The organism is Achromobacter spanius, from assembly GCF_003994415.1.
Taxonomy (GTDB): Bacteria; Pseudomonadota; Gammaproteobacteria; order Burkholderiales; family Burkholderiaceae_B; genus Achromobacter; species Achromobacter spanius_C.
The window spans coordinates 4303584-4323589 of record NZ_CP034689.1; the positions used below are offsets into that span (position 1 = coordinate 4303584).

Below are 20006 nucleotides of genomic sequence, written 5' to 3' on the forward strand. Positions count from 1 at the left end.
GCCCGCATTCTACGGCTTGGCGCAGGCGTTCCCCTTGCCCGGCCGCTGCCGGAACGATTGATGTCAAAGCTGGATTCCCTGTTTCTCTCCGAGTTGGCCACCGCCGACACCCGCCGCGTACGCCGCCGCCTGCGCACCGTCACGGCCGCGCCGCCCGGGCGCATCGTGCTCAATGGCGCGCCTGTGCTGAACTTTTCCAGCAACGATTACCTGGGCCTGTCCAAGCACCCGCTGCTGATCGAACGCGCCCGGGAATGGACCGCGCGCCATGGCGCTGGCGCGCAAGCGTCGCGGCTGGTCTGCGGCAACCTGGACTTGCATGAACAGGTCGAGGCCAAGCTGGCTCGTCTGAAAGGCACCGAGGCCGCGCTGCTGCTGGCCTCGGGCTGGCAGGCCAATGCCGCGGTGCTGCCCGCCCTGCTGCGCGCCGCCGCCAGCCTGGGCGACATCGAGCTGTACGCCGACAAGCTCAATCACGCCAGCCTGCACCAGGGTTGCCAGGCCGCTGGGGTCAGGCAGATCCGGTTCCGGCATAACGACCTGGATCATCTGGAAAGCCTGCTCGCCGCTCGCGTGCAGACCGGCGCGGGCAAGCCCGTGGCCCGCTTCATCGTTACGGAAAGCGTGTTCAGCATGGACGGCGACCGAACCGACGTTGTCCGGCTGGCGGACCTGGCCGACCGCTATCAAGCCTTTGTCTACCTGGACGAAGCGCATGCCACCGGCGTGCTGGGTCCGGGCGGCATGGGCTTGGCGGGCTTGGCGCCGGGGCGTATCGACCTGGCGATGGGTACGTTCAGCAAGGCGCTGGGCGGATTCGGCGCCTATGTGGCTGGGTCGCGCGCGCTGTGCGACTTCCTGGTCAACACCTGCTCTGGCTTCATCTACACAACGGCGCTGCCGCCCGCCGTGCTGGGCGCCATGGACGCGGCGCTGGACCTGGTGCCCACGCTGGACGCCGAGCGCGCCCGGCTGGCTGCCGCCGGTGACGGGCTGCGCGCCGCGCTGCAAGACATGGGCCTGGACACGGGCGATTCCTCCACGCAGATCGTGCCCGCCATCGTGGGCGACGAAGCGCGCGCGCTGAGCATGGCGGCCGCCCTGGAACGCCGGGGCCTGCTGGCCGTGGCCATCCGCCCGCCCACCGTGCCGGCCGGCACCAGCCGCCTGCGCCTGACGCTCAGCGCCGCGCACCGCGACGCCGACGTCGCGCAACTGATTGATGGCATCAAGGCAGTGTTGGCATGAGCCCCACACGCCCCACCCTGCTCTTCGTACACGGCTGGGCGTTCGACGCGTCTGTCTGGACGCCGCTGCGCGCCGAGCTTGAAGACTGGCCACAAGCCGTTACCGATGCCGGTTACTTCGGCGCCGCGCAAACGCCGGCTGAAGCCATCGCCCCCGTCATCGCCATCGGCCATTCGCTGGGCGTGCTGCGCTTGTTGCGGAATCTGCCGTCCCACTGCGTGGGCTTGGTGTCGATCAACGGGTTTCCGCGCTTTGGCGCCGCGCCGGATTTTGACGCCGGGGTGCCGCGCCGTATGCTGGACCGCATGATGAAGCGGCTGTCGGCTGACCCCGTCGCCGTCGTGCAAGACTTCCGCGAACGCTGCGGCGATGCTTCCGCCTTCGGTTCGCCGCGCCTGGAACCGCTGGCCCGCGATCTTGAAGCCTTGCGCGACGATGACCAGCGCAACGCCCTGGCCGCGCTGCCGGTTCCCTTGCTGATCTTGGCCGGACTGGACGACCCCATCGTCCCCCCCACCATGACGCAAGCCGCGTTCGGCGGCCGCGTGGGCGACGAACGGCACGATCTGGAACACGGCGGCCATCTTTTACCGGTGTCGGCCGCGCCCTGGTGCGCGCGCCACATCGCCGCGTTCATCGACCGCGTGGCGCCTGCCGACTGATGCAAGCCACGCCCCGCAACACCCGGGTCGGCGCCCGCTTTGGCGCGGCTGCCCACCGCTATGAAGACCACGCGCCCATCCAGCGCATAACCGCCGAACGGCTGGCCAGCGATATCGCCTGCCTGCGCTTGCCCGCGCGCCCTCGCATCCTGGAGATCGGTTGCGGCACCGGCTTGCTGACCCAGGCCCTGGCGCGCCGGCTGGGTAAGGCGGACTGGACCATCACCGACATCTCGCCCGCCATGCTCGCCGCCGCCCAGCGCGGCCCGGCACTACCCGGCACGGCGCGCTTTCAGTTGCTGGATGGCGAACACCCGCAGGGGTTGGATGGCGAGTACGACCTGATCTGCTCCAGCCTGGCCGTGCAGTGGTTCACCGACCTGAACGCCGGCCTGGGCCGCTTGGCTGCGCTGCTGGCGCCCGGCGGCCATCTGGCCGTGGCCACGCTGGCCGCCGGCACCTTCGCTGAATGGCAGCACGCGCATCAGGCGGCGGGCTTCGTCGCCGCCACGCCGCCCTACCCGCCGTGCCCGGTCATCAGGCCCGCCATGAGCAATATGACCGGTGGCGTGCGCGGCGAACGGCTGATACAAAATCATCCTGATGGCCTGACTTTCCTGAAGGGCCTGAAAGGCATCGGCGCCACCACGCCCGCGCCCGGACGCCCACCGCTATCCGCGGCGGCGTTGCGCCGCGTGCTGGCCGCGTTTGACGAACAAGGAGCCACGGTGACGTATCACCTGGCCTACGGTATGTGGAAAAAATCAACGCAACGCCCCGCCGGGGTTTTCGTGACCGGCACTGACACCGGCATCGGCAAGACGCTGGTGTCCGCCATCCTCGCGCGCGCCTGGAATGCTGATTATTGGAAGCCGGTGCAGACCGGCGTATCCGAAGAACGGGGCGACACCGACACCGTGGCCGAACTGGCGCAACTACCGCCCGAACGCCTGCACCTGCCCGCCTACGTGTTGCAAGCGCCGCTGTCGCCCTGGGCCGCCGCCACACTGGAAGACACGGTGGTCGACGCCACCACCATCGTGCCCCCCGCCACCACCGCGCCCTTGATCGTGGAAGGCGCGGGCGGCCTGTACGTGCCCATCGACGACACGCACATGATGATCGACCTGATCGCGCGCCTGGACATGCCCGTGGTGCTGGCGGCGCACAGCGGCCTGGGCACCATCAACCACACACTGCTCAGCCTGGAAGCCCTGAAGCGCCGTGGCATCCCGATTCTGGGCGTGGTCATGAGCGGCCCGCTGTCGCCCGGCAACAAGGAAGCCATCGAACGCTTCGGCAACGTCCGGGTGCTGGCCGAAATCCCGCCGCTGTCGCACGTCGACGCGGCAACGGTCGCGAGGCTGGCGCAGGGCATTCCGCCTTTGAAGGAATGCCTGGCGGCGCTGGGCGAGGCACCGACGGTGGCGGATTAGGGGTCGGGAAGTACGGCTTTGCCATATTTCGCCAAGGCCCCTAATCTAGGGCGATGGGCACCATAAACATTTCCCTTCCGGACGCGCTGAAATCCTTTGTTGACGAACAAGTCACCGAAAGAGGCTACGGCACCAGCAGCGAGTATGTACGCGAACTCATCCGCAAAGATCAGGATCGGCTTCAGTTGCGAAGCTTGATGCTTGTCGGCGCATCTTCCGCCCCAGCGGCTCCCGCCGACGCCGCCTATTTTTCTGACCTGCGTGCCCGAATCCGCAAAGGCTCCAGGCCGTGAACGACGCCTACGAGCGCCTGGCCAAGAACGATGTGAAGTACCGCTTCGTGATCGACATGGCCTCGCTTGAGCAAGAGGCCGCCGCCGCCTGACGCGCAAGCGTGCTGGCATAGGGAAAAAAAAGGGTGCCCGCAGGCACCCCGAATCCACCCTACAACAGCACCTACAACTGCAACTGCAAAGCAATCAATCTCGTCACCCGGTCAACGGCTTACCGGGCGACGTGTCATGCGGTAGTGCGATAGCGCGATAACGCGATCAAGCCACCTTCTGTTCCTGGCCGTGTTCAAACTGGGCCTCTTCCGTGGAACCGGTCAACGCGGTGGTTGACGACTGGCCGTTCTCGATCGTCTGTGTCACGGCGTCGAAGTAGCCGGTGCCCACTTCGCGCTGGTGCTTCACGGCGGTGAAACCCAAGTCGGCGGCGGCGAATTCCTTCTGCTGCAATTCCACGAAGGCGCTCATCTGGCGGCGGGCATAGCCGTGGGCCAGTTCGAACATGCCGTAGTTCAGCGCATGGAAGCCGGCCAGCGTGATGAACTGGAACTTGTAGCCCATGGCGCCCAGCTCGCGCTGGAACTTGGCGATGGTGCCGTCGTCCAGGTTCTTCTTCCAGTTGAACGAGGGCGAGCAGTTGTACGCCAGCAGCTTGCCCGGGAATTGGCGATGGATGGCGTCCGCGAACTTGCGGGCGTATTCCAGGTTGGGCGTGGACGTTTCGCACCAGATCAAGTCAGCGTAAGGCGCATAGGCCAGGCCGCGCGAGATGGCCTGGTCGATGCCGGCCTTGGTGCGGAAGAAGCCTTCCACGGTGCGCTCGCCGGTGATGAACGGGCGGTCGTTTTCGTCGACGTCGCTGGTCACCAGGTCAGCCGCGTCGGCATCGGTGCGGGCCAGCAGCACGGTGGGCGTGCCCATCGTGTCGGCGGCCAGGCGGGCCGACACCAGCTTGGCAACGGCCTCGCGGGTGGGCACCAGCACCTTGCCGCCCATGTGGCCGCACTTCTTCACCGACGCCAATTGGTCTTCAAAGTGCACGCCGGCGGCGCCCGCGTCGATCATGGCCTTCATCAGTTCAAAGGCGTTCAGCACGCCGCCGAAACCGGCTTCGGCATCGGCCACGATGGGCGCGAAATAATCGATATAGCCCTCGTCGCCCGGGTTCTTGCCTTCCATCCACTGGATCTGGTCGCAGCGCGCCAGTGAATTGTTGATGCGGCGAACCACTTGCGGCACCGAGTTGGCGGGGTACAGCGATTGGTCGGGGTACATCTCGCCGGCCAGGTTGGCGTCACCGGCCACTTGCCAGCCCGACAGGTAGATGGCCTTCAAGCCGGCCTTGACCTGCTGCATGGCCTGGTTGCCGGTCAGGGCGCCCAGCGAATTCACGAAGGGTTCGCTATGCAGGGATTCCCACAGGCGGGTCGCGCCACGTTCGGCCAGCGTGTGCTGCACGCTGATCGAGCCGCGCAGGCGGATGACATCTTCAGCGCTGTAGTCGCGCTTGATGCCTTGCCAGCGGCTGTTCTCGGCCCAGTCTTTCTGCAAATTGCGGATTTCGGTTTCGCGAGTGCTCATGGTGTTGCTCCTGGTCAGTGATGGGAAGACTTCAAAAGATTCGCGTCTTGCATTGCGTGAATCGTTGGAGAAAGTCTATGCCTGTGCTGCAGGGCAATGTGGGCTTATGTCTTATAGAAGATGAAAAATGTTTTTCTTTAAAATCAATGAATTAAAACTTCCATTTCGTATTGCGGAATGAATTTGCCATCTGTGAAATGCGCTTTGGTTGCGCAGCAGCAGGAACTTTCACATGACGAGACTTACATTTCATAATGCGGAAATTCGGCGCTTTTTGCAGCGCCTACAATGCCGTCATTCCCCCGAATTTCTTGATTTGCCATGACCCTGTCTCACGGCCCCCTGGGCCAAAGCGTGGCCTATGCCTCGCAATACGATCCCTCGCTGCTTTTTCCCATCGCCCGTTCGCATAACCGTGCGGCGCTGAACCTGGAAGCCGGCAAGCTGCCCTTTAGGGGCGTGGATATCTGGAACGCCTACGAGCTGTCCTGGCTGGACGCCAAGGGCAAGCCGCGCGTGGCCATGGCCACGTTCTCGGTGCCGGCCGACAGCCCCAACATCATTGAATCCAAGTCATTCAAGCTCTATCTGAATTCGTTCAACCAGACGCGCCTGGTGAATTCGGCGGCCCTGCGCGGGCGCCTGGAACGCGACCTGAGCGCCGCCGCGGGCGCTACCGTTGGCCTGGACTTCTTCCTGCCGCAACGTTTTTCCGAACTGCGCATGGGAGAGTTGGACGGCATCTATATCGACAAGCTGGACGTTGAGATCGACACCTACGAGCCCGCGCCCGAAGTGCTGCGCACCCGGCCCGGTGACGTGGTCGAAGAAACGCTGGCCTCGCGCCTGTTGAAGTCCAACTGCCCGGTGACCGGCCAGCCCGATTGGGCCAGCGTGCAGATCCGCTACCGGGGCGCCCCCATCGACCGCGAATCGCTGCTGCGCTACGTGGTGTCGTTCCGCCAGCACGCTGAATTCCACGAACACTGCGTGGAACGCATCTTCAGCGACATCATGCAGGCCTGCGCCCCCGAACACCTGACCGTGTACGCACGCTACACGCGCCGCGGCGGACTGGACATCAACCCCTGGCGCAGCAACGTGGAAACCGCGCCCCCAGCCGACGTGCGCACGGTTCGGCAATAAATGCATTGGTGCACCGCGGCACCTATTAACAATTAGTTGCACACGCACTGCCCGCTATCGATTTCGTTTATGGTTCGCACGGCATCAGGCGGGCCGCCCGGCTCGCCGCCACATCCGAACCTTAGACATTCACTCCCCCAAGGAGGCGGCAATGCAAGTGCGAGATTGGTTTGTCGAGCGTCAACCCGAGTTCGCGCAATGGAGGCAAGACCTTCACGCGCACCCGGAGCTGAGTTTCCAGGAACACCGCACCGCCGACTTGGTGGCGTCCAAGCTGCGGCAATGGGGCCTGGACGTGCATGGCGGCATCGGCGGCACGGGGGTGGTGGCCGTGTTGCAGGGCGAGCGCCCGGGCAAGCGCCGCATCGGCTTGCGGGCCGACATGGACGCGCTGCCCATGCAGGAAAAAACCACGCTGCCCTACCGCTCTACCCATGAAGGCACTTTCCATGGCTGCGGACACGACGGGCACACGGCCACGCTGCTGGCCGTGGCGCAGCACCTGTCGCAAAACCGGGACTTTGCCGGCACGCTGAACTTCATCTTCCAGCCCGCCGAGGAAACCCTGGCCGGCGGCGTCGCCATGATTCAGGACGGGCTGTTCACCCGCTTTCCCTGCGACGAAATCTACGGTCTGCACAACAACCCCATGCTGGGCAAGGGGCGCGTGGCGGTGCGTGAAGGCGCGTTGCTGGCCGCCTGTGACGGTTTCGTCATCCGCGTGCATGGCGTGGGCTGCCACGGCGGCATGCCGCAGCAGGGCAATGACCCGGTCGTCATCGCCAGCCAGTTGGTCGGCATGCTGCAAACCGTGGTCAGCCGCTCTCTGGACCCACTGGTGGCGGGCGTGGTCAGTGTGGGCATGATGAACGGCGGCACCGCGCCCAACGTCATCCCCGACATGATCGAACTGCGTGGCACGGTTCGCACCATGAGCATCCCCGCACGAGAAACGGCGCTGCGCCGGGTTCGCGAAATATGCGAGGGGCTGGGGGTGGCCAATGCCACCCGCATCGACCTTGAATTCGGCATGGGCTGCCCGCCCACCATCAATGCGCCCGGCCCGGCGGCCACCGTCGCGGCCGCTGCGGTGCGCGTGGTCGGGGCCGATCTGGTGGATGACCGCATCACGCCGCTGATGGCCTCGGAAGATTTCTCCTATCTGCTGCAGGAATGCCCGGGCGCCTACTTCTTCGTCGGCCAGGACGGCCACTTCTGCCATCACCCTGAATACGACTTCGATGACGACATCCTGCCCACCGGGGCAGCCGTCTTCGTCGAGATCGTGCGCGACCGCCTGGGCTGATCCTTCCCTTTTCTTGCTGTCGAGTCCTCGGGCCGCGTTGCCAGGCAACGCGCCCGTGTCCCCTTGCGCCTCTACGGCGTTCGCAGGAGTCCAAGATGACGTCTTCGTCTTCCCCCGCTTATCAAGTGTCGGCCGCCATGCGGCGCCGCGTGGTCATTGCCTCGGTACTGGGCAACGCCTTCGAATGGTTCGATTTCGCCATCTACGGCATGTTCGCCGCCGTGATTTCGCGCCTGTACTTTCCCACCGGCGACAGCGCGACGTCGCTGCTGCTGGGGCTGGCCACCTTTGGCGTGGCCTTCGCGGTGCGCCCCATCGGCGGCCTGGTGCTGGGCATGTACGCCGACCGCCACGGACGCCGCCGTGCGTTGTCGCTGATGATTCTGATGATGGCGGGCGGCACCGCCCTGATCGGCCTGCTGCCCACCTATGCGTCCATCGGCGTGGCGGCCAGCTTGTTGATGCTGGTGGCGCGGCTGATCCAGGGGTTTTCGGTGGGCGGCGAATACGCCAGCGCCAGCGCCATGCTGGTGGAATTCGCCCCCACCGGGCGGCGCGGCCTGTACGGCAGCTTTCAGATGTGCTCGCAGTCGCTGGCGTTTTCAGCCGGGGCAGGCGTGGTGTATCTGCTGTCGTCGAATTTATCGACGGCGGACCTGGAAAGCTGGGGTTGGCGCGTGCCGTTCCTGTTCGGCATCCTGATCGGACCCATCGGCTATTACCTGCGCACGCAGGTAGATGAAACGCCCGAATTCCGCCGCTTTCAGGACCAGCTCGTCAAACCCGAACGCACCACGCTGCGCACGCTGTTTTCGCGTTATCCGCGCGAACTGATCGGGTCGTTCTGCATTGTGGTGACGGGCACGGCGTCCAACTACGTCATGCTGCTGTACCTGCCCATTTTCGCCGTCACGGAATTGGGGCTGACGATGGGCGACGCGCAACTGAGCAGCGCCTTGGCCGCCGTGCTGCTGCTGGTGCTGTGCCCCTTGTCGGGCGCGCTGTCGGACCGCCTGACGCGCCGCGCCCTCATGCTGCCGGCCACGTTCGCCTTTGGCGTAGTCACGTGGTTCATGATGGCGCGCGTGCTGCAGGCGCCGTCTTTCGCCACCCTGCTGCAGGCGCAGTTGCTGGCGGCGGCCTGCATGGGTTTCATGTGGGGGCCCACCCCTGCGTTGATGACCGAGATCCTGCCCGTGAATCTGCGTTCCACGGGGGTGTCGCTGTCGTACAACCTGGCGGTGATGCTGTTTGGCGGCTTGGCGCCCTTCATCAACACCGCGCTGATCCAGCAAACCGGCAACCTGATGGTGCCGGCCTATTACGTGGCGCTATGCGTGCTGATCGGTTTGATTGGGCTGATGCTGTTGGGGCCGGGCAAGCCGGGAGGAGACCGCACCCAGGAGCCGTCAGGACCGGGCGACCGCTCCCCCCGCCAGCACGGGATCGGCACGCCGCGCCTGCACGGCGATCCACTGCGCTAGCAACGCCGCCGCCGCGAACGCCACGCCCGCGCCCACCCAGGGCCCCTGTCGGAATCCTGCGTCCAGCAGCAGGCCGAACGCCAGCGGGCCCACGGCCGAGCCCACGTCCATGCCCGAATACACCAGGCCATAGACAGAACCGGTGGACCCCTTGGGCGTGACGCGTCGGATCAGCATGTCGCGCGAGGGCGCGGCCACGCCCGAGCAGAAGCCGGCCAGGCCCACCACCGGCGCGGCCAGCGCGGCGGGCACCAGGCCCAGGGCCAGCACCACCAACGTCAGGCCGGCCAATAGCAGCGCCACCATGACGGTGCGCTCGGTGCGCGGGTTGGCCGACACCAGGAAGCCGCCCGCCGCCATGCCCACTGCCGACGCCACCATATAGCCCGACAAGGCCGAGCTGGCCACCACTTCAGACAGACCGTACAGTTGGTCCAACAGCGGAATCGTGTAGTTCTGCACCGACGACAGTGCAATCGACGTGCACGCAAAGAACAGGAACGCGCCCCACAAGGCTGGCTTGGACAACAGCGTTGCCAGGGTGGTCAGCACGCCCTCTTGCGGCTTGGGCGCGGCCTTGGACGCTGCTGTGGCGGCCGGGGTTTCATCCGTGGCGTCAGCGTCCAGCGGCAAGGGCCCGCCAAGCAGCTTGCCGCCCAACACCGTCAACACCAGCACCACCGCCACCAGCCCCGCGGCGCTGTAAGCGGCCACGCGCCAGTCGGCCAGCAAGGTGATGGTGGTCATGAATATCGGCGTCAACGCCCAGCCCAGGTTGCCGGTCAGCCCGTGCGCCGAAAACGCATGCCCCAGGCGGGACGGCGTAATGCGGTGGTTGATGATGGAATAGTCGGCCGGATGGAACACCGAATTGCCGATGCCCCCGACGATGGCGGCCGCCATCAGCATCGTGTAGCCGTTGGCCGAGCCGATCAACACACCCGACAACACAAAGCACGCCAGCCCGAACCACAGCACCGGTCGCGCGCCGATGCGATCCACGACGAAACCCGAAGATGCCTGGCCGATGCCCGACACCACGTAGAACGTGGCGACCAGCGCCCCCACGCGCGCGAAGTCCAGGCCGAATGCCGTGGCCAGGGACACGTTGAGCAGGGGTAGCACCAGTTGGAAAAAGTGCGATGCAGCATGCGCCACACCGATCAGCAGGATGGTTTTCCAGTCGCGCCGACGAACTTCGGCGTCCGAGGGCAAGGCTTGCGCGGCGGTGTTCATTGCAAAAGGCCGCGAAAGCGGCAGGTGGCGCACGCAAGCAATGCGGTGCGCGGGTTGTCTCCGGCTACAGCGCTTTTTCGCGAATGGCGGGCCAGGCGCGCTGCAGGTAATACAGCATCGACCAGACCGTCAGCACCGCGGCAACGATGATCAGCACGTCGCCCAGCAGCTTGGTGCTGATGCCGTAGACGGGCTGGTTGTACAGCAGGCAGGGAATCGCCACCATCTGCGCGGCGGTCTTGAACTTGCCCAGGCGGTGCACGGCGACACTTGCGCTGGCGCCGATCTTGGCCATCCATTCGCGCAAGGCGGAAATGGTGATCTCACGGCCAATGATGATCAGCGAGATAAAGGCGTCGACGCGGCTCAGGTCCAGCAGCACGATCAGTGCGGCGCAGACCATCAGCTTGTCGGCAACAGGATCCAGGAAGGCGCCAAAGGCCGAGGTCTGGTTCCAGCGGCGGGCCAGCCAGCCGTCGAACCAGTCGGTCAGCGCCGCAATGATGAACGCCCACGCCGCGAAGGTGTCGCGCGTGGGGACCGACATCCAGCTCTCGGGCAGGTAGAACAGCCCGACCACCAGCGGAATCATGGCGATGCGCAGCCACGTCAGGATAATGGGTACGTTAATTGGCATAGTGTTCGTATGCTACATCAGCCGGATGACGCTGGCTGTATCGGTGCGGCATGGCGGCCGCGCCCTGGCCGGCTTTGGGGCTAGCCACGCAGCGCCTCGTAGATGCGTTCGGCCAGGTCCTGGGAAATGCCGTCCACCGATGCCAGGTCTTCGATGCTGGCGGACGCCACCCCCGAAAACCCGCCGAATCGGGCCAACAGGCGCTGACGGCGGCGGGCGCCCACCCCTTCAATTTCTTCCAGCCGCGACACATTGCGTGTCTTGGCGCGGCGCGCCCGCATGCCGGTGATGGCAAAACGGTGCGCCTCGTCGCGCACCTGGGCAATCAGCATCAGCGCGGCGGACTCCCCGCCCAACGCCACGGGCGGCCGTTCATCGGCGAACACCAGGGTTTCCAGGCCGACCTTGCGCCCTTCTCCCTTGGCCACGCCCACCAGCGTCTGGATGTCCAGCCCCAATTCCGCAAAGACCTTGCGCGCGACTTCGACCTGACCCTTGCCGCCGTCGATCAGCACCAGGCCGGGCATCTGGGCATCGCCGTCCGCCACCTTGGCGAAACGGCGCGTCAACACCTGACGCATGGCGGCGTAATCGTCACCCGGGGTGATGCCAGCTATGTTGTAACGGCGGTACAGCGAGGGCTGCATGTCGTGGTGTTCAAACACCACGCACGATGCTTGCGTGGCTTCGCCGGCCGTGTGGCTGATGTCGAAGCATTCAATGCGCAGCGCATCCAGCGCGGCTTCATCGGTGTCCAGGTCCAGCGCCTCGGCCAGCGCCAGGGTGCGGCCGGCGCGGGCCCCGGATTCGGTCAAGGCGCGGGCCAGCGCCATCTCGGCGTTCTTGCCCGCCTGTTCCAGCCACGACCGGCGCGCGCCCTGCGGACGGGTCAGCAGGCGTGACGGACGCCCACCCGCCTGTTCGACCAGCAGGTTGATCAGATCCGGGTCGGGCAAGGCATGCGAACAGACCAGCACGGGCGGCATCGCGTTGTCGGTGTAGTGCTGGGCGATGAAGGCCTCAAGCACCTGCGGCGCGGCCTCGCCTTCGGCATGCGTCGGAAAGAAGGGTTTGTCGCCCAGATGGCGGCCGCCACGCACCATCGCCAGGTTCACGCAGACCTTGCCGCCCGCCACGGCCACCGCAATGATGTCGGTGTCTTCGCCGCTGGTGTTTTCCATGGTCTGCTGATGCAGCACTCGCGCCAGCGAACCCATCTGATCGCGCAGCGCGGCGGCTTCCTCAAAACGCAACTCACCTGCCGCCTGCTGCATGCGCGCTTCGATTTCGCCCATGACATCGCGGGCTTCGCCATTCAGAAAGCGCACCGCGCGCTGCACGTCGCGCTCGTATTCCTGGGCCTCGATGGCGCCCACGCACGGCGCCGAGCAGCGCCCGATCTGATGCAGCAGACAGGGGCGCGAGCGGTTGGCGAAGACGGTGTCTTCACAGGTGCGCAGGCGGAAGACTTTTTGCAGGATCTGGATCGTTTCGCGTACTGCCCAGGCGTTGGGGAACGGGCCGAAGTACTGGCCGCGCTTGTTGGTGGCGCCACGGTAGTAGGCAATGCGCGGCCATTCGTGGCCGGTGATCAGCAGATAGGGGTAGGACTTATCGTCGCGAAACAGGATGTTGTAGCGCGGCTTCAGGCTCTTGATGAGGTTATTTTCCAGGATCAGCGCTTCGGCTTCCGAGCGCGTCACGGTGACCTCCAGCCGTGCCACTTTCGACACCATCTGGGCGATGCGGGGGCTGGCCAGGTTCTTCTGGAAATACGACGAGACGCGCTTCTTCAGGTCGCGCGCCTTGCCGACATACATGACTTCGCCTGCTGCATCCAGGTGCCGGTAGACACCTGGAAGATGCGGCAGGTCAGACAGGAACGATTTGAGATTGAAGTCGTCGGGCATTCTGGTAACGGTGTTCGGCCTGCAAGGTATCCCAGTCGGGCGCATCGAAACGCGGCATCAGGCGGCGGATGCGTTCAACCGATTCGGGCGCGTGGTCGAACTTCAGGCGCGACAGCAAATCGTCGGCCAGGTCCGGCCGGTTGCACACCAGCACCATGTCGCAACCTGCGTTCAACGCCGCCTTGGCACGAGCCAGGATATCACCCGCCACCGACGCACCTTCCATCGTCAGGTCGTCGGAAAACACCACGCCGTCATAGCCCAGGCGCTTGCGCAAGATGTCTTGCACCCACTTCTTGGAAAAGCCGGCCGGGTGCTTGTCCACCTTCGGGTAGATCACATGCGCGGGCATCACCGACGGCAGCACGGCGTCGCCCAGCCAGGCGTAGGGCGCGGCGTCGTCGTTCAGGATGTCGTCCAGCTTGCGCGGGTCGACAGGAATTTCGTGGTGCGAATCCGCACCCACGTAACCGTGGCCCGGAAAGTGCTTGCCGCAGGCCGCCATGCCGGCCAGCGCCAGGCCCTGGATCAGGGCGCGCGACAGCATCGTGACCACGCGCGGGTCCGAATGGAAGGCGCGGTTGCCAATCACCTGGCTGGCGCCGTAGTCCAGGTCCAGCACCGGCGTGAAGCTCATGTCCACGCCGCAGGCGCGCAGTTCGGCGGCCAGCACGTAGCCGGCCTCGGTGGCCAGGCGCATGGCCTGCAAGGGGTCGCGGTCCCACAGGGTGCCCAGGTCGCGCATGGCGGGCAAGGCGGTGAAACCGTCTTCGCGGAAGCGCTGCACGCGGCCACCCTCGTGGTCCACCAGGATCAGCAGCGGCTCCTTGCGGGCCTTGTGGATCTGGCGAGTCAGCTTGGTCAGCTGTTTGCGATTTTCAAAATTGCGGGCGAAAAGAATCACGCCGCCCACCAAGGGGTGGCGCAGACGGGTCTTCTCTTCTTTGGTCAGCGAGGTTCCCGCCACGTCGACCATCACGGGGCCGGGGGGCAGGACTACCTTGGATTTTTTCTTGGCCATGAGGCGGTCCTAATTCAGGGCTTGCGTTCGACCACCACGTAGGCGGCGGCCATATCGGATTCGTCGGTGATGGACACATGCGCCGCACCGAAACGTTGACCATACCAGTCCAGCAGCTCCGGCGCGATGACCAGCACCGGGCGCCCGCCCGGCGCGTTCAGCGTCTGCACGCGCCGCCACGTCATGGGCATGCGCATGCCCAGGCCGATGGCCTTGGAAAAAGCTTCCTTGGCGGCAAAGCGGGTCGCCAGGAAGCGCACGCCGCGCACCGGGTCTCGGGCGCGGCGCGCATGGAATTTTTGCAGTTCTTCGGTGCCCAGGATCTTTTCCGCGAACCGGTCGCCGTGCCGCGCAAGCGCACGTTCAACGCGGTCGATGCGCAGCAAGTCCATGCCGATGCCGGCGATGGCGCCGGCCGGGGCTGGCGCTGCCGCGCTTGGAGTTGCGGAGGGACCCGCGCCGGGAGTTGCGCCGGGAACCTTGGAGGAGTCAGACATAAACGTCACCCAAAAACAGCGGCACGGAAGCTGCGGCAAGCGACAGTGACATCCGTCATCCGGCCAGCGGTCACAAACCGCGCAGCGCTTGCAGGCGTGCCTGCACCATCACCGCTTTCATGTCGCGGACCGCTTTTTCCCAGCCGTCAAACACCGCTTGCGCCACGATGGCGTGGCCGATGTTCAGTTCAGAGATGCCGTCAATGGCGGCCACCGGGGCCACGTTGCCCAAGTGCAGGCCATGGCCGGCGTTCACGCGCAAGCCATGGCGCAGCCCTTCGGTCACGGCCAGGCGGATGCGTTGCAGTTCGGCTTTGGCCGCGTCGCCCTGGGCTTCCGCGTAGGCGCCGGTATGCAGTTCGATGACCGTGGCGCCGGTCTTGGCCGCCGCGGCAATCTGCACGGGGTCCGGGTCGATGAACAGGGACACGCGTATGCCCGCTTCAACCAGCAGGCCCACGGCGTCGGTAACGGAATCCAAGGCGCCCGCCACTTCCAGGCCGCCTTCGGTGGTGAGCTCGGTGCGCTTTTCGGGCACCAGGCAAACGTCGTGGGGTTTGACGGCGCAGGCAATTTCCAGCATTTCGGCCGTGATCGCGCATTCCAGGTTCATGCGCGTGCGCAGTTGCGGACGAATCGCGTAGACGTCCGCGTCCTGGATATGACGTCGGTCTTCACGCAGATGCAGCGTGATGAGGTCGGCGCCGGCATCCTCCGCGCGCAGCGCGGCGGCCACCGGGTCCGGGTACGCCGTATGGCGTTGTTGCCGCAAGGTGGCAACGTGATCAATATTTACACCAAGTTCTATCATTGCGTGGTCGTCGACACTTTGGTCGGTTCTTTCGTGGTTTCTTCCCAGCCGCCGCCCAAGGCCTTGTAGAGCTCCACGCGGTTGATCAGCGCGGCCAAACCGGTCTGCACCAGCGACAACTGGGCATTGAAGAAGTCTACCTGCGCGGTCTGCACCTGCAAGAAGCTGTCGATGCCATTGGTATAGCGCAGGTTCGACAGTTCCAGCGTGCGCGACGACGATTCCTGCAAGGCGCGTTGCGCATCCAGTTGCGCGCCGTAGGTAGCTTCGCCCGCCAGCGCGTCGGACACTTCCCGGAACGCCTGCTGGATGGTCTGCTCGTATTGCGCCACGGCGATGTTGTCGCGCGCCTTGGCCAGGTTCAAGCCTTCACGGATCGAACCGCCGGCGAACAGCGGCGTCGTGATCGACGGCGAAAAACTCCAGTAGCCCTGGCCGCCCTTGAACAGGTCACCCAGGGACGGGCTGGCCACGCCCAACAGCCCGGTCAGGGAAATGGTGGGGAAGAACGCCGCGCGGGCCGCGCCGATGTTGGCGTTGGCCGAGCGCAACTGGTTTTCCGCCGCCAGAATGTCGGGGCGCCGTTCAAGCAGGTCGGACGGCAGGCCCGACGGCACGGTGGCCAGCAATTGGTCGCGGCCAAACGTGGCGGGCGGCGGCAGGTCTTCGGGCAAAGGCGCGCCCACCAGCAGCACCAGCGCGTTCAGCGCCTGGGCGCGGGCCCGGGCCAATTGCGCCAGGTCGGATGACGCCGTGTCCAGCAACGTCTTGGACTGGTTCAGATCCAGTTCGGACGCCACGCCGCCGTCGAAACGGCGCTTGACCAGGTCATAGGATTCCTGGCGCGACGCGAGCGTGCGTTGGGTCAGGTCCAGTTGGACTTCGGCCGCGCGGAAGTTGAAGTACGCCTGCGCGACGGAACCGACCAGCGTGATCTGCACGGTCTTTTGCGCCTGCTCGGTCGACAGGTACTGTTGGTACGCCGCTTCCGACAGGTTGCGCAGTCGGCCGAACAAATCGATTTCGAACGTCGTCAGGCCAATGCCGGCCTGGTACGAGCTGGAAATCGAGCTGGAATCCGGCCCGCCCGCGCGCATGTTGGCCGGCAGATGCTGGCGCTGGCCCTGGATGCCGGCGCCAATGCTGGGCCACTGCTCACCGCGCTGAACGCCATACTGGGCGCGCGCTTCTTCCACGCGCTGCACCGCCACGCGCAGGTCGCGGTTGTTGACGAGCGACAGCGCAATCAGGCTTTGCAGGCGCGGGTCGCGGAAGAATTCGCGCCAGCCCAAATCGGCGGCGGGTATGCCCGCTTCGGGCACGACCGCCGACGCCGGCTGCGAGCCCAGCGACGTGGGCTTGTTGTAGCCGCCGTACTGCACCTTGGGCTGGTCGGGCCAAGTGCCCGTGATCGGTGCGTCGGGACGCTTGTAGTCGGGCGCCAGCGAGCAGCCGGCCAACGCCACCGCCACGAAGGCGGACAGGGCGGATTGCTTGATCATCAGGGCTTTCATGCCTTGCCCTCCGGGCCACCATTGGGTTGTACGGGGGTGTATCCCGCTTCTGCGTCGGGCTGGTCGCCGGCCGCCTTCTTGGCCGCCTGCTCTTCTTCCCAGGCCTTCAGTTCGGCGCCCAGCAGGCGCGGGCGGGTCTTGAACAGGCCCAGCACCACCACGAAGAAGGTCGGCACGAAGATCACGGCGAACGGCGTGGCGGCGAGCATGCCGCCCAACACGCCCAGGCCCACCGCGCGCTGGCTGGCGGCGCCGGCGCCCGTGGCCATGGCCAGCGGCACCACGCCCAGGATGAACGCCAGCGACGTCATCAGGATTGGCCGGAACCGCAACCTGGCCGCTTCCACCGCGGACTCGTACAGCCCCATGCCGCGGGCGTACTGATCCTTGGCGAACTCCACGATAAGAATGGCGTTCTTGGCCGCCAGGCCAATCACGGTCACCATGCCCACCTGGAAGTACACGTCGTTGGACATGCCCAGCGCGCTGACCAGCGCCACGGCGCCCAGCATGCCCAGCGGCACCACCAGCATGACCGACAGCGGAATGGCCCAGCTTTCATACAGCGCGGCCAACACCAGGAACACAATCAGCAGCGACAGGCCCATCAGGATGGGCGCCTGGTTGCCGGCTTGCCGTTCCTGGTAGGACAGGCCCGTCCATTCGTAGCCGAAGCCCTGCGGCAACTGCGCCACCAGGTTCTGCATTTCTTCCATGGCCTGGCCGGTGGTGTAGCCCGCGGCGGCAGCGCCGCCGATACGCATGGACTCGTAGCTGTTGTAGCGAACCACCTGCACCGGGCCCTGGACCCACTCGGCCGACACGAAGGTCGACAAGGGCACCATGCCGCCTTGGGCGTTACGCGCGTTCAGCTTCAAGACGTCGGACAACTGCATGCGATACGGCGCATCCGCCTGCACCCAGATGTTCTGCATCCGGCCCATGTTGGGGAACTTGCTCAGGTAGGCCGAGCCCACCGCCGTCGAGATCAGCGATGCCGCTTCATTGAAATCCACGCCCAAGGCGGCGGCCTTGTCGCGGTCAATGTTCAGCGTCAGCTGCGTGCCGGCCGCCAGGCCGGTGATACGCACCTGCGACAGCACCGGGCTCTTCATGGCCATGCCCATGAGTTGGCCCGTCGCGGCGGCAAGCGCCTCGGAACCGGCCGCGCCCCGGTCTTGCAGGCGCAAGTCGAAACCGGTGGCGTTACCCAGCGACGAAATGGCCGGCGGCACCAAGGTGAACACCTGCGCATCGTGAATGCCCATCAACTGCTTCTGGAAGGCATTGAAGGCGATGGCGCCCGCGGAATCCTGCTTTTCCTTGCGGTCCTTGAAGTCTTTCAAGGTGGTGAACGCGATGGCGGCGTTCAGGCCGTTACCGTTGAAGCTGAAGCCCTGCACGGCGATGATGTTCTCAACGGCCGGCACGTTGCGGAAATATTCCTCAACCTGTTCGATCACTTCAACCGTACGGTTGGCGCTGGCGCCCGTGGGCAGTTCGATGTTGCTGATGACGTAGCCCTGGTCTTCCTCGGGCAGGAACGACGACGGCAGGCGCAGGTACAGCCAGCCCAGCAGCAACACCAGCACCAGGAAGGCCAGCATCATGCGGCCGCCCTTGTGCAGAATGCGCGACACCCAGTTCTGGTAACCGTGGGTGGTGGCGTCGAACTTGCGGTTGAACCAGCCGAAAAAGCCTTTCTTCTCGTTGTGGTGCCCCTTGGGAATCGGCTTCAGGATGGTGGCGCACAAGGCCGGCGTGAAGGTCAGCGCCAGCAGGGCCGAGAAGAAGATCGACACGGCCATGGCCACCGAGAACTGGCGGTAGATCACGCCCACGGACCCGCTCATGAAGGCCAACGGCAGGAACACCGTGACCAGCACCAGCGTGATACCGATAATGGCGCCGCTGATCTGCGGCATGGCTTTCTTGGTGGCCTCTTTGGGCGGCAAGCCTTCGGTGGCCATGATGCGCTCAACGTTTTCGACCACCACGATGGCGTCGTCCACCAGAATCCCGATGGCGAGCACCATCGCGAACATGGTCAATACGTTGATCGAGAACCCCAGCCCCAGCATCACCGCGAACGACCCCAGCATGGCCACCGGAACGACCAGTGCGGGAATCAGCGTGTAGCGTACGTTCTGCAGGAACAGGTACATCACCAGGAACACCAGCACCATGGCTTCGGCCAGGGTGTGGAGCACCTGCTCGATCGACACCTTCACGTAGGGCGCGGTGTCGTAGGGAATGGCGTACTGGATGTTGCCGGGGAAGAACTTGGACAGTTCTTCCATCTGCTGGCGCACGCCCTGGGCGGTGGCCAGCGCGTTGGCGTCCGGCGACAGCACGATGGCGAACGCCGCCGTGGGCTTGCCGTTCAGGCGGGCGCCGAACTGGTAGTTGTCGGCGCCGACTTCAATGCGGGCCACGTCGCGCAGCAGCACCTTGGAGCCATCGGTGTTGGCGCGCAGCACGATCTTGCCGAAGCCGTCCACGGTGCTCAACTGACCGTTGGCGGTAACGGTAGCGGTGATGCGTTGCGATTCCGGGTTGGGCGGCGCGCCGATGCTGCCGCCCGAGATCAGCACGTTCTGCGCGGAAATCGCCTGGTTGACCTCGTTCATGCTCAGGTTGAAGCCCACCAGCTTGGCGGGGTCTACCCAGACACGCATGGCGCGCGGCGCCGCGAACAACTGGAACTGGCCCACGCCGGCCACCCGCGAAACCGGGTTCTGCACGTTGCGCGTGATGTAGTCGGCCAGCGCCGTCTGGTCCAGCGAGCCATCCGCGGACGACAGCGTCACGATCATCAGGAAGCCGGTACTGGTCTGCTCGTATTGCAGGCCCTGCTGCTGCACGGCCGTGGGCAACTGCGCAATCACGTTCGACACGCGGTTCTGCACGTCAACCTGCGCCAGGTCAGGGTTGGTGCCCGGCGCGAAGGTGGCGGTGATGGTGGCCGTGCCGTAGGAATCGCTGACCGACTCGTAGTAGATCAGGCCCTTGGCGCCGTTGAGCTTGTCTTCGATGATGCTGGTGACCGATTCCGCCACTTCCTTGGCCGATGCGCCCGGGTAGGTGGCGGTAATCGTGATGGCCGGCGGGGCCACGTCTGGATACTGCGCCACCGGCATGTTCGGGATGGCCAACACCCCGGCCAGCAGAATGAACAGGGCGACTACCCAGGCGAAAATTGGTCGATCAATAAAAAATTGCGGCAT

General features: G+C 65.4%; 16 protein-coding genes. 7 read left to right on the plus strand and 9 right to left on the minus strand.

From position 1 onward, the window contains the following. Window positions 1-60 precede the first annotated feature (60 nt). From ELS24_RS19625 to ELS24_RS19640, 4 genes are read left to right on the plus strand one after another with little or no spacing between them, the layout of a single operon-like run. Window positions 61-1248, plus strand: coding sequence for an aminotransferase class I/II-fold pyridoxal phosphate-dependent enzyme (locus ELS24_RS19625; protein ID WP_127185106.1), 1188 nt, complete (start codon window positions 61-63; stop codon window positions 1246-1248). Next, window positions 1245-1910 (plus strand): alpha/beta fold hydrolase, encoded by a 666-nt coding sequence (locus ELS24_RS19630; protein WP_127185107.1) that lies wholly within the window; start codon window positions 1245-1247, stop codon window positions 1908-1910. The genes ELS24_RS19625 and ELS24_RS19630 overlap by 4 nt, the downstream gene beginning before the upstream one ends. Further along, complete coding sequence (bioD, locus tag ELS24_RS19635) at window positions 1910-3346, plus strand: dethiobiotin synthase (RefSeq protein WP_127185108.1); 1437 nt, start codon at window positions 1910-1912, stop codon at window positions 3344-3346. The genes ELS24_RS19630 and bioD overlap by 1 nt, the downstream gene beginning before the upstream one ends. A 53-nt stretch (window positions 3347-3399) precedes the next feature. Next, on the plus strand, window positions 3400-3639 hold the full coding sequence (locus ELS24_RS19640; protein WP_127185109.1) for a ribbon-helix-helix domain-containing protein: 240 nt from the start codon (window positions 3400-3402) through the stop codon (window positions 3637-3639). Between the two features lie 258 nt (window positions 3640-3897). On the opposite strand, the gene aceA is transcribed toward ELS24_RS19640, so the two are convergent. After that, a complete protein-coding gene (aceA, locus tag ELS24_RS19645) occupies window positions 3898-5217 on the minus strand; it encodes an isocitrate lyase (RefSeq protein WP_050448443.1) in 1320 nt (439 codons plus the stop codon). 321 nt (window positions 5218-5538) lie between these two features. On the opposite strand from aceA, the gene queF reads away from it, so the two are divergent. The 3 genes from queF (at window position 5539) to ELS24_RS19660 (ending at window position 9153) form a co-directional block, all read left to right on the plus strand. Further along, window positions 5539-6363 (plus strand): NADPH-dependent 7-cyano-7-deazaguanine reductase QueF, encoded by an 825-nt coding sequence (gene queF / locus ELS24_RS19650; RefSeq protein ID WP_127185110.1) that lies wholly within the window; start codon window positions 5539-5541, stop codon window positions 6361-6363. A 151-nt stretch (window positions 6364-6514) separates the two neighbouring features. Further along, a complete protein-coding gene (locus tag ELS24_RS19655) occupies window positions 6515-7669 on the plus strand; it encodes a M20 aminoacylase family protein (RefSeq protein ID WP_127185111.1) in 1155 nt (384 codons plus the stop codon). A 95-nt stretch (window positions 7670-7764) separates the two neighbouring features. Beyond that, the gene (locus ELS24_RS19660) at window positions 7765-9153 is read left to right on the plus strand and encodes an MFS transporter (protein WP_205736922.1); all 1389 of its coding nucleotides are present in this window, start codon (window positions 7765-7767) and stop codon (window positions 9151-9153) included. On the opposite strand, the gene ELS24_RS19665 is transcribed toward ELS24_RS19660, so the two are convergent. The 8 genes from ELS24_RS19665 to ELS24_RS19700 form a co-directional block, all read right to left on the minus strand. Further along, window positions 9079-10389: an MFS transporter gene (locus ELS24_RS19665; RefSeq protein WP_050448446.1), complete on the minus strand. Its 1311-nt coding sequence runs from the start codon at window positions 10387-10389 to the stop codon at window positions 9079-9081. The two genes, ELS24_RS19660 and ELS24_RS19665, sit on opposite strands and share 75 nt — an antisense overlap. Window positions 10390-10453: 64 nt before the next feature. Then, window positions 10454-11026: a CDP-diacylglycerol--glycerol-3-phosphate 3-phosphatidyltransferase gene (pgsA, locus tag ELS24_RS19670; protein WP_006225674.1), complete on the minus strand. Its 573-nt coding sequence runs from the start codon at window positions 11024-11026 to the stop codon at window positions 10454-10456. Between the two features lie 80 nt (window positions 11027-11106). Continuing rightward, window positions 11107-12936 (minus strand): excinuclease ABC subunit UvrC, encoded by a 1830-nt coding sequence (gene uvrC / locus ELS24_RS19675; protein WP_050448447.1) that lies wholly within the window; start codon window positions 12934-12936, stop codon window positions 11107-11109. Continuing rightward, a complete protein-coding gene (gene nagZ, locus ELS24_RS19680; RefSeq protein WP_127185112.1) occupies window positions 12899-13957 on the minus strand; it encodes a beta-N-acetylhexosaminidase in 1059 nt (352 codons plus the stop codon). The genes uvrC and nagZ overlap by 38 nt, the downstream gene beginning before the upstream one ends. A gap of 14 nt (window positions 13958-13971) precedes the next feature. After that, window positions 13972-14349 carry a holo-ACP synthase gene (acpS, locus tag ELS24_RS19685; protein WP_230694956.1) on the minus strand — a complete coding sequence of 126 codons (378 nt, stop codon included), beginning with the start codon at window positions 14347-14349 and terminating at the stop codon, window positions 13972-13974. Between the two features lie 175 nt (window positions 14350-14524). Then, the gene (locus ELS24_RS19690) at window positions 14525-15265 is read right to left on the minus strand and encodes a pyridoxine 5'-phosphate synthase (protein WP_050448450.1); all 741 of its coding nucleotides are present in this window, start codon (window positions 15263-15265) and stop codon (window positions 14525-14527) included. Beyond that, window positions 15262-16779, minus strand: a complete 1518-nt coding sequence (locus tag ELS24_RS19695; RefSeq protein ID WP_050448451.1) for an efflux transporter outer membrane subunit — start codon at window positions 16777-16779, stop codon at window positions 15262-15264. The genes ELS24_RS19690 and ELS24_RS19695 overlap by 4 nt, the downstream gene beginning before the upstream one ends. Beyond that, window positions 16776-20006 (minus strand): efflux RND transporter permease subunit, encoded by a 3231-nt coding sequence (locus tag ELS24_RS19700; protein ID WP_050448452.1) that lies wholly within the window; start codon window positions 20004-20006, stop codon window positions 16776-16778. Before ELS24_RS19700 ends, ELS24_RS19695 begins: the two co-directional genes overlap by 4 nt.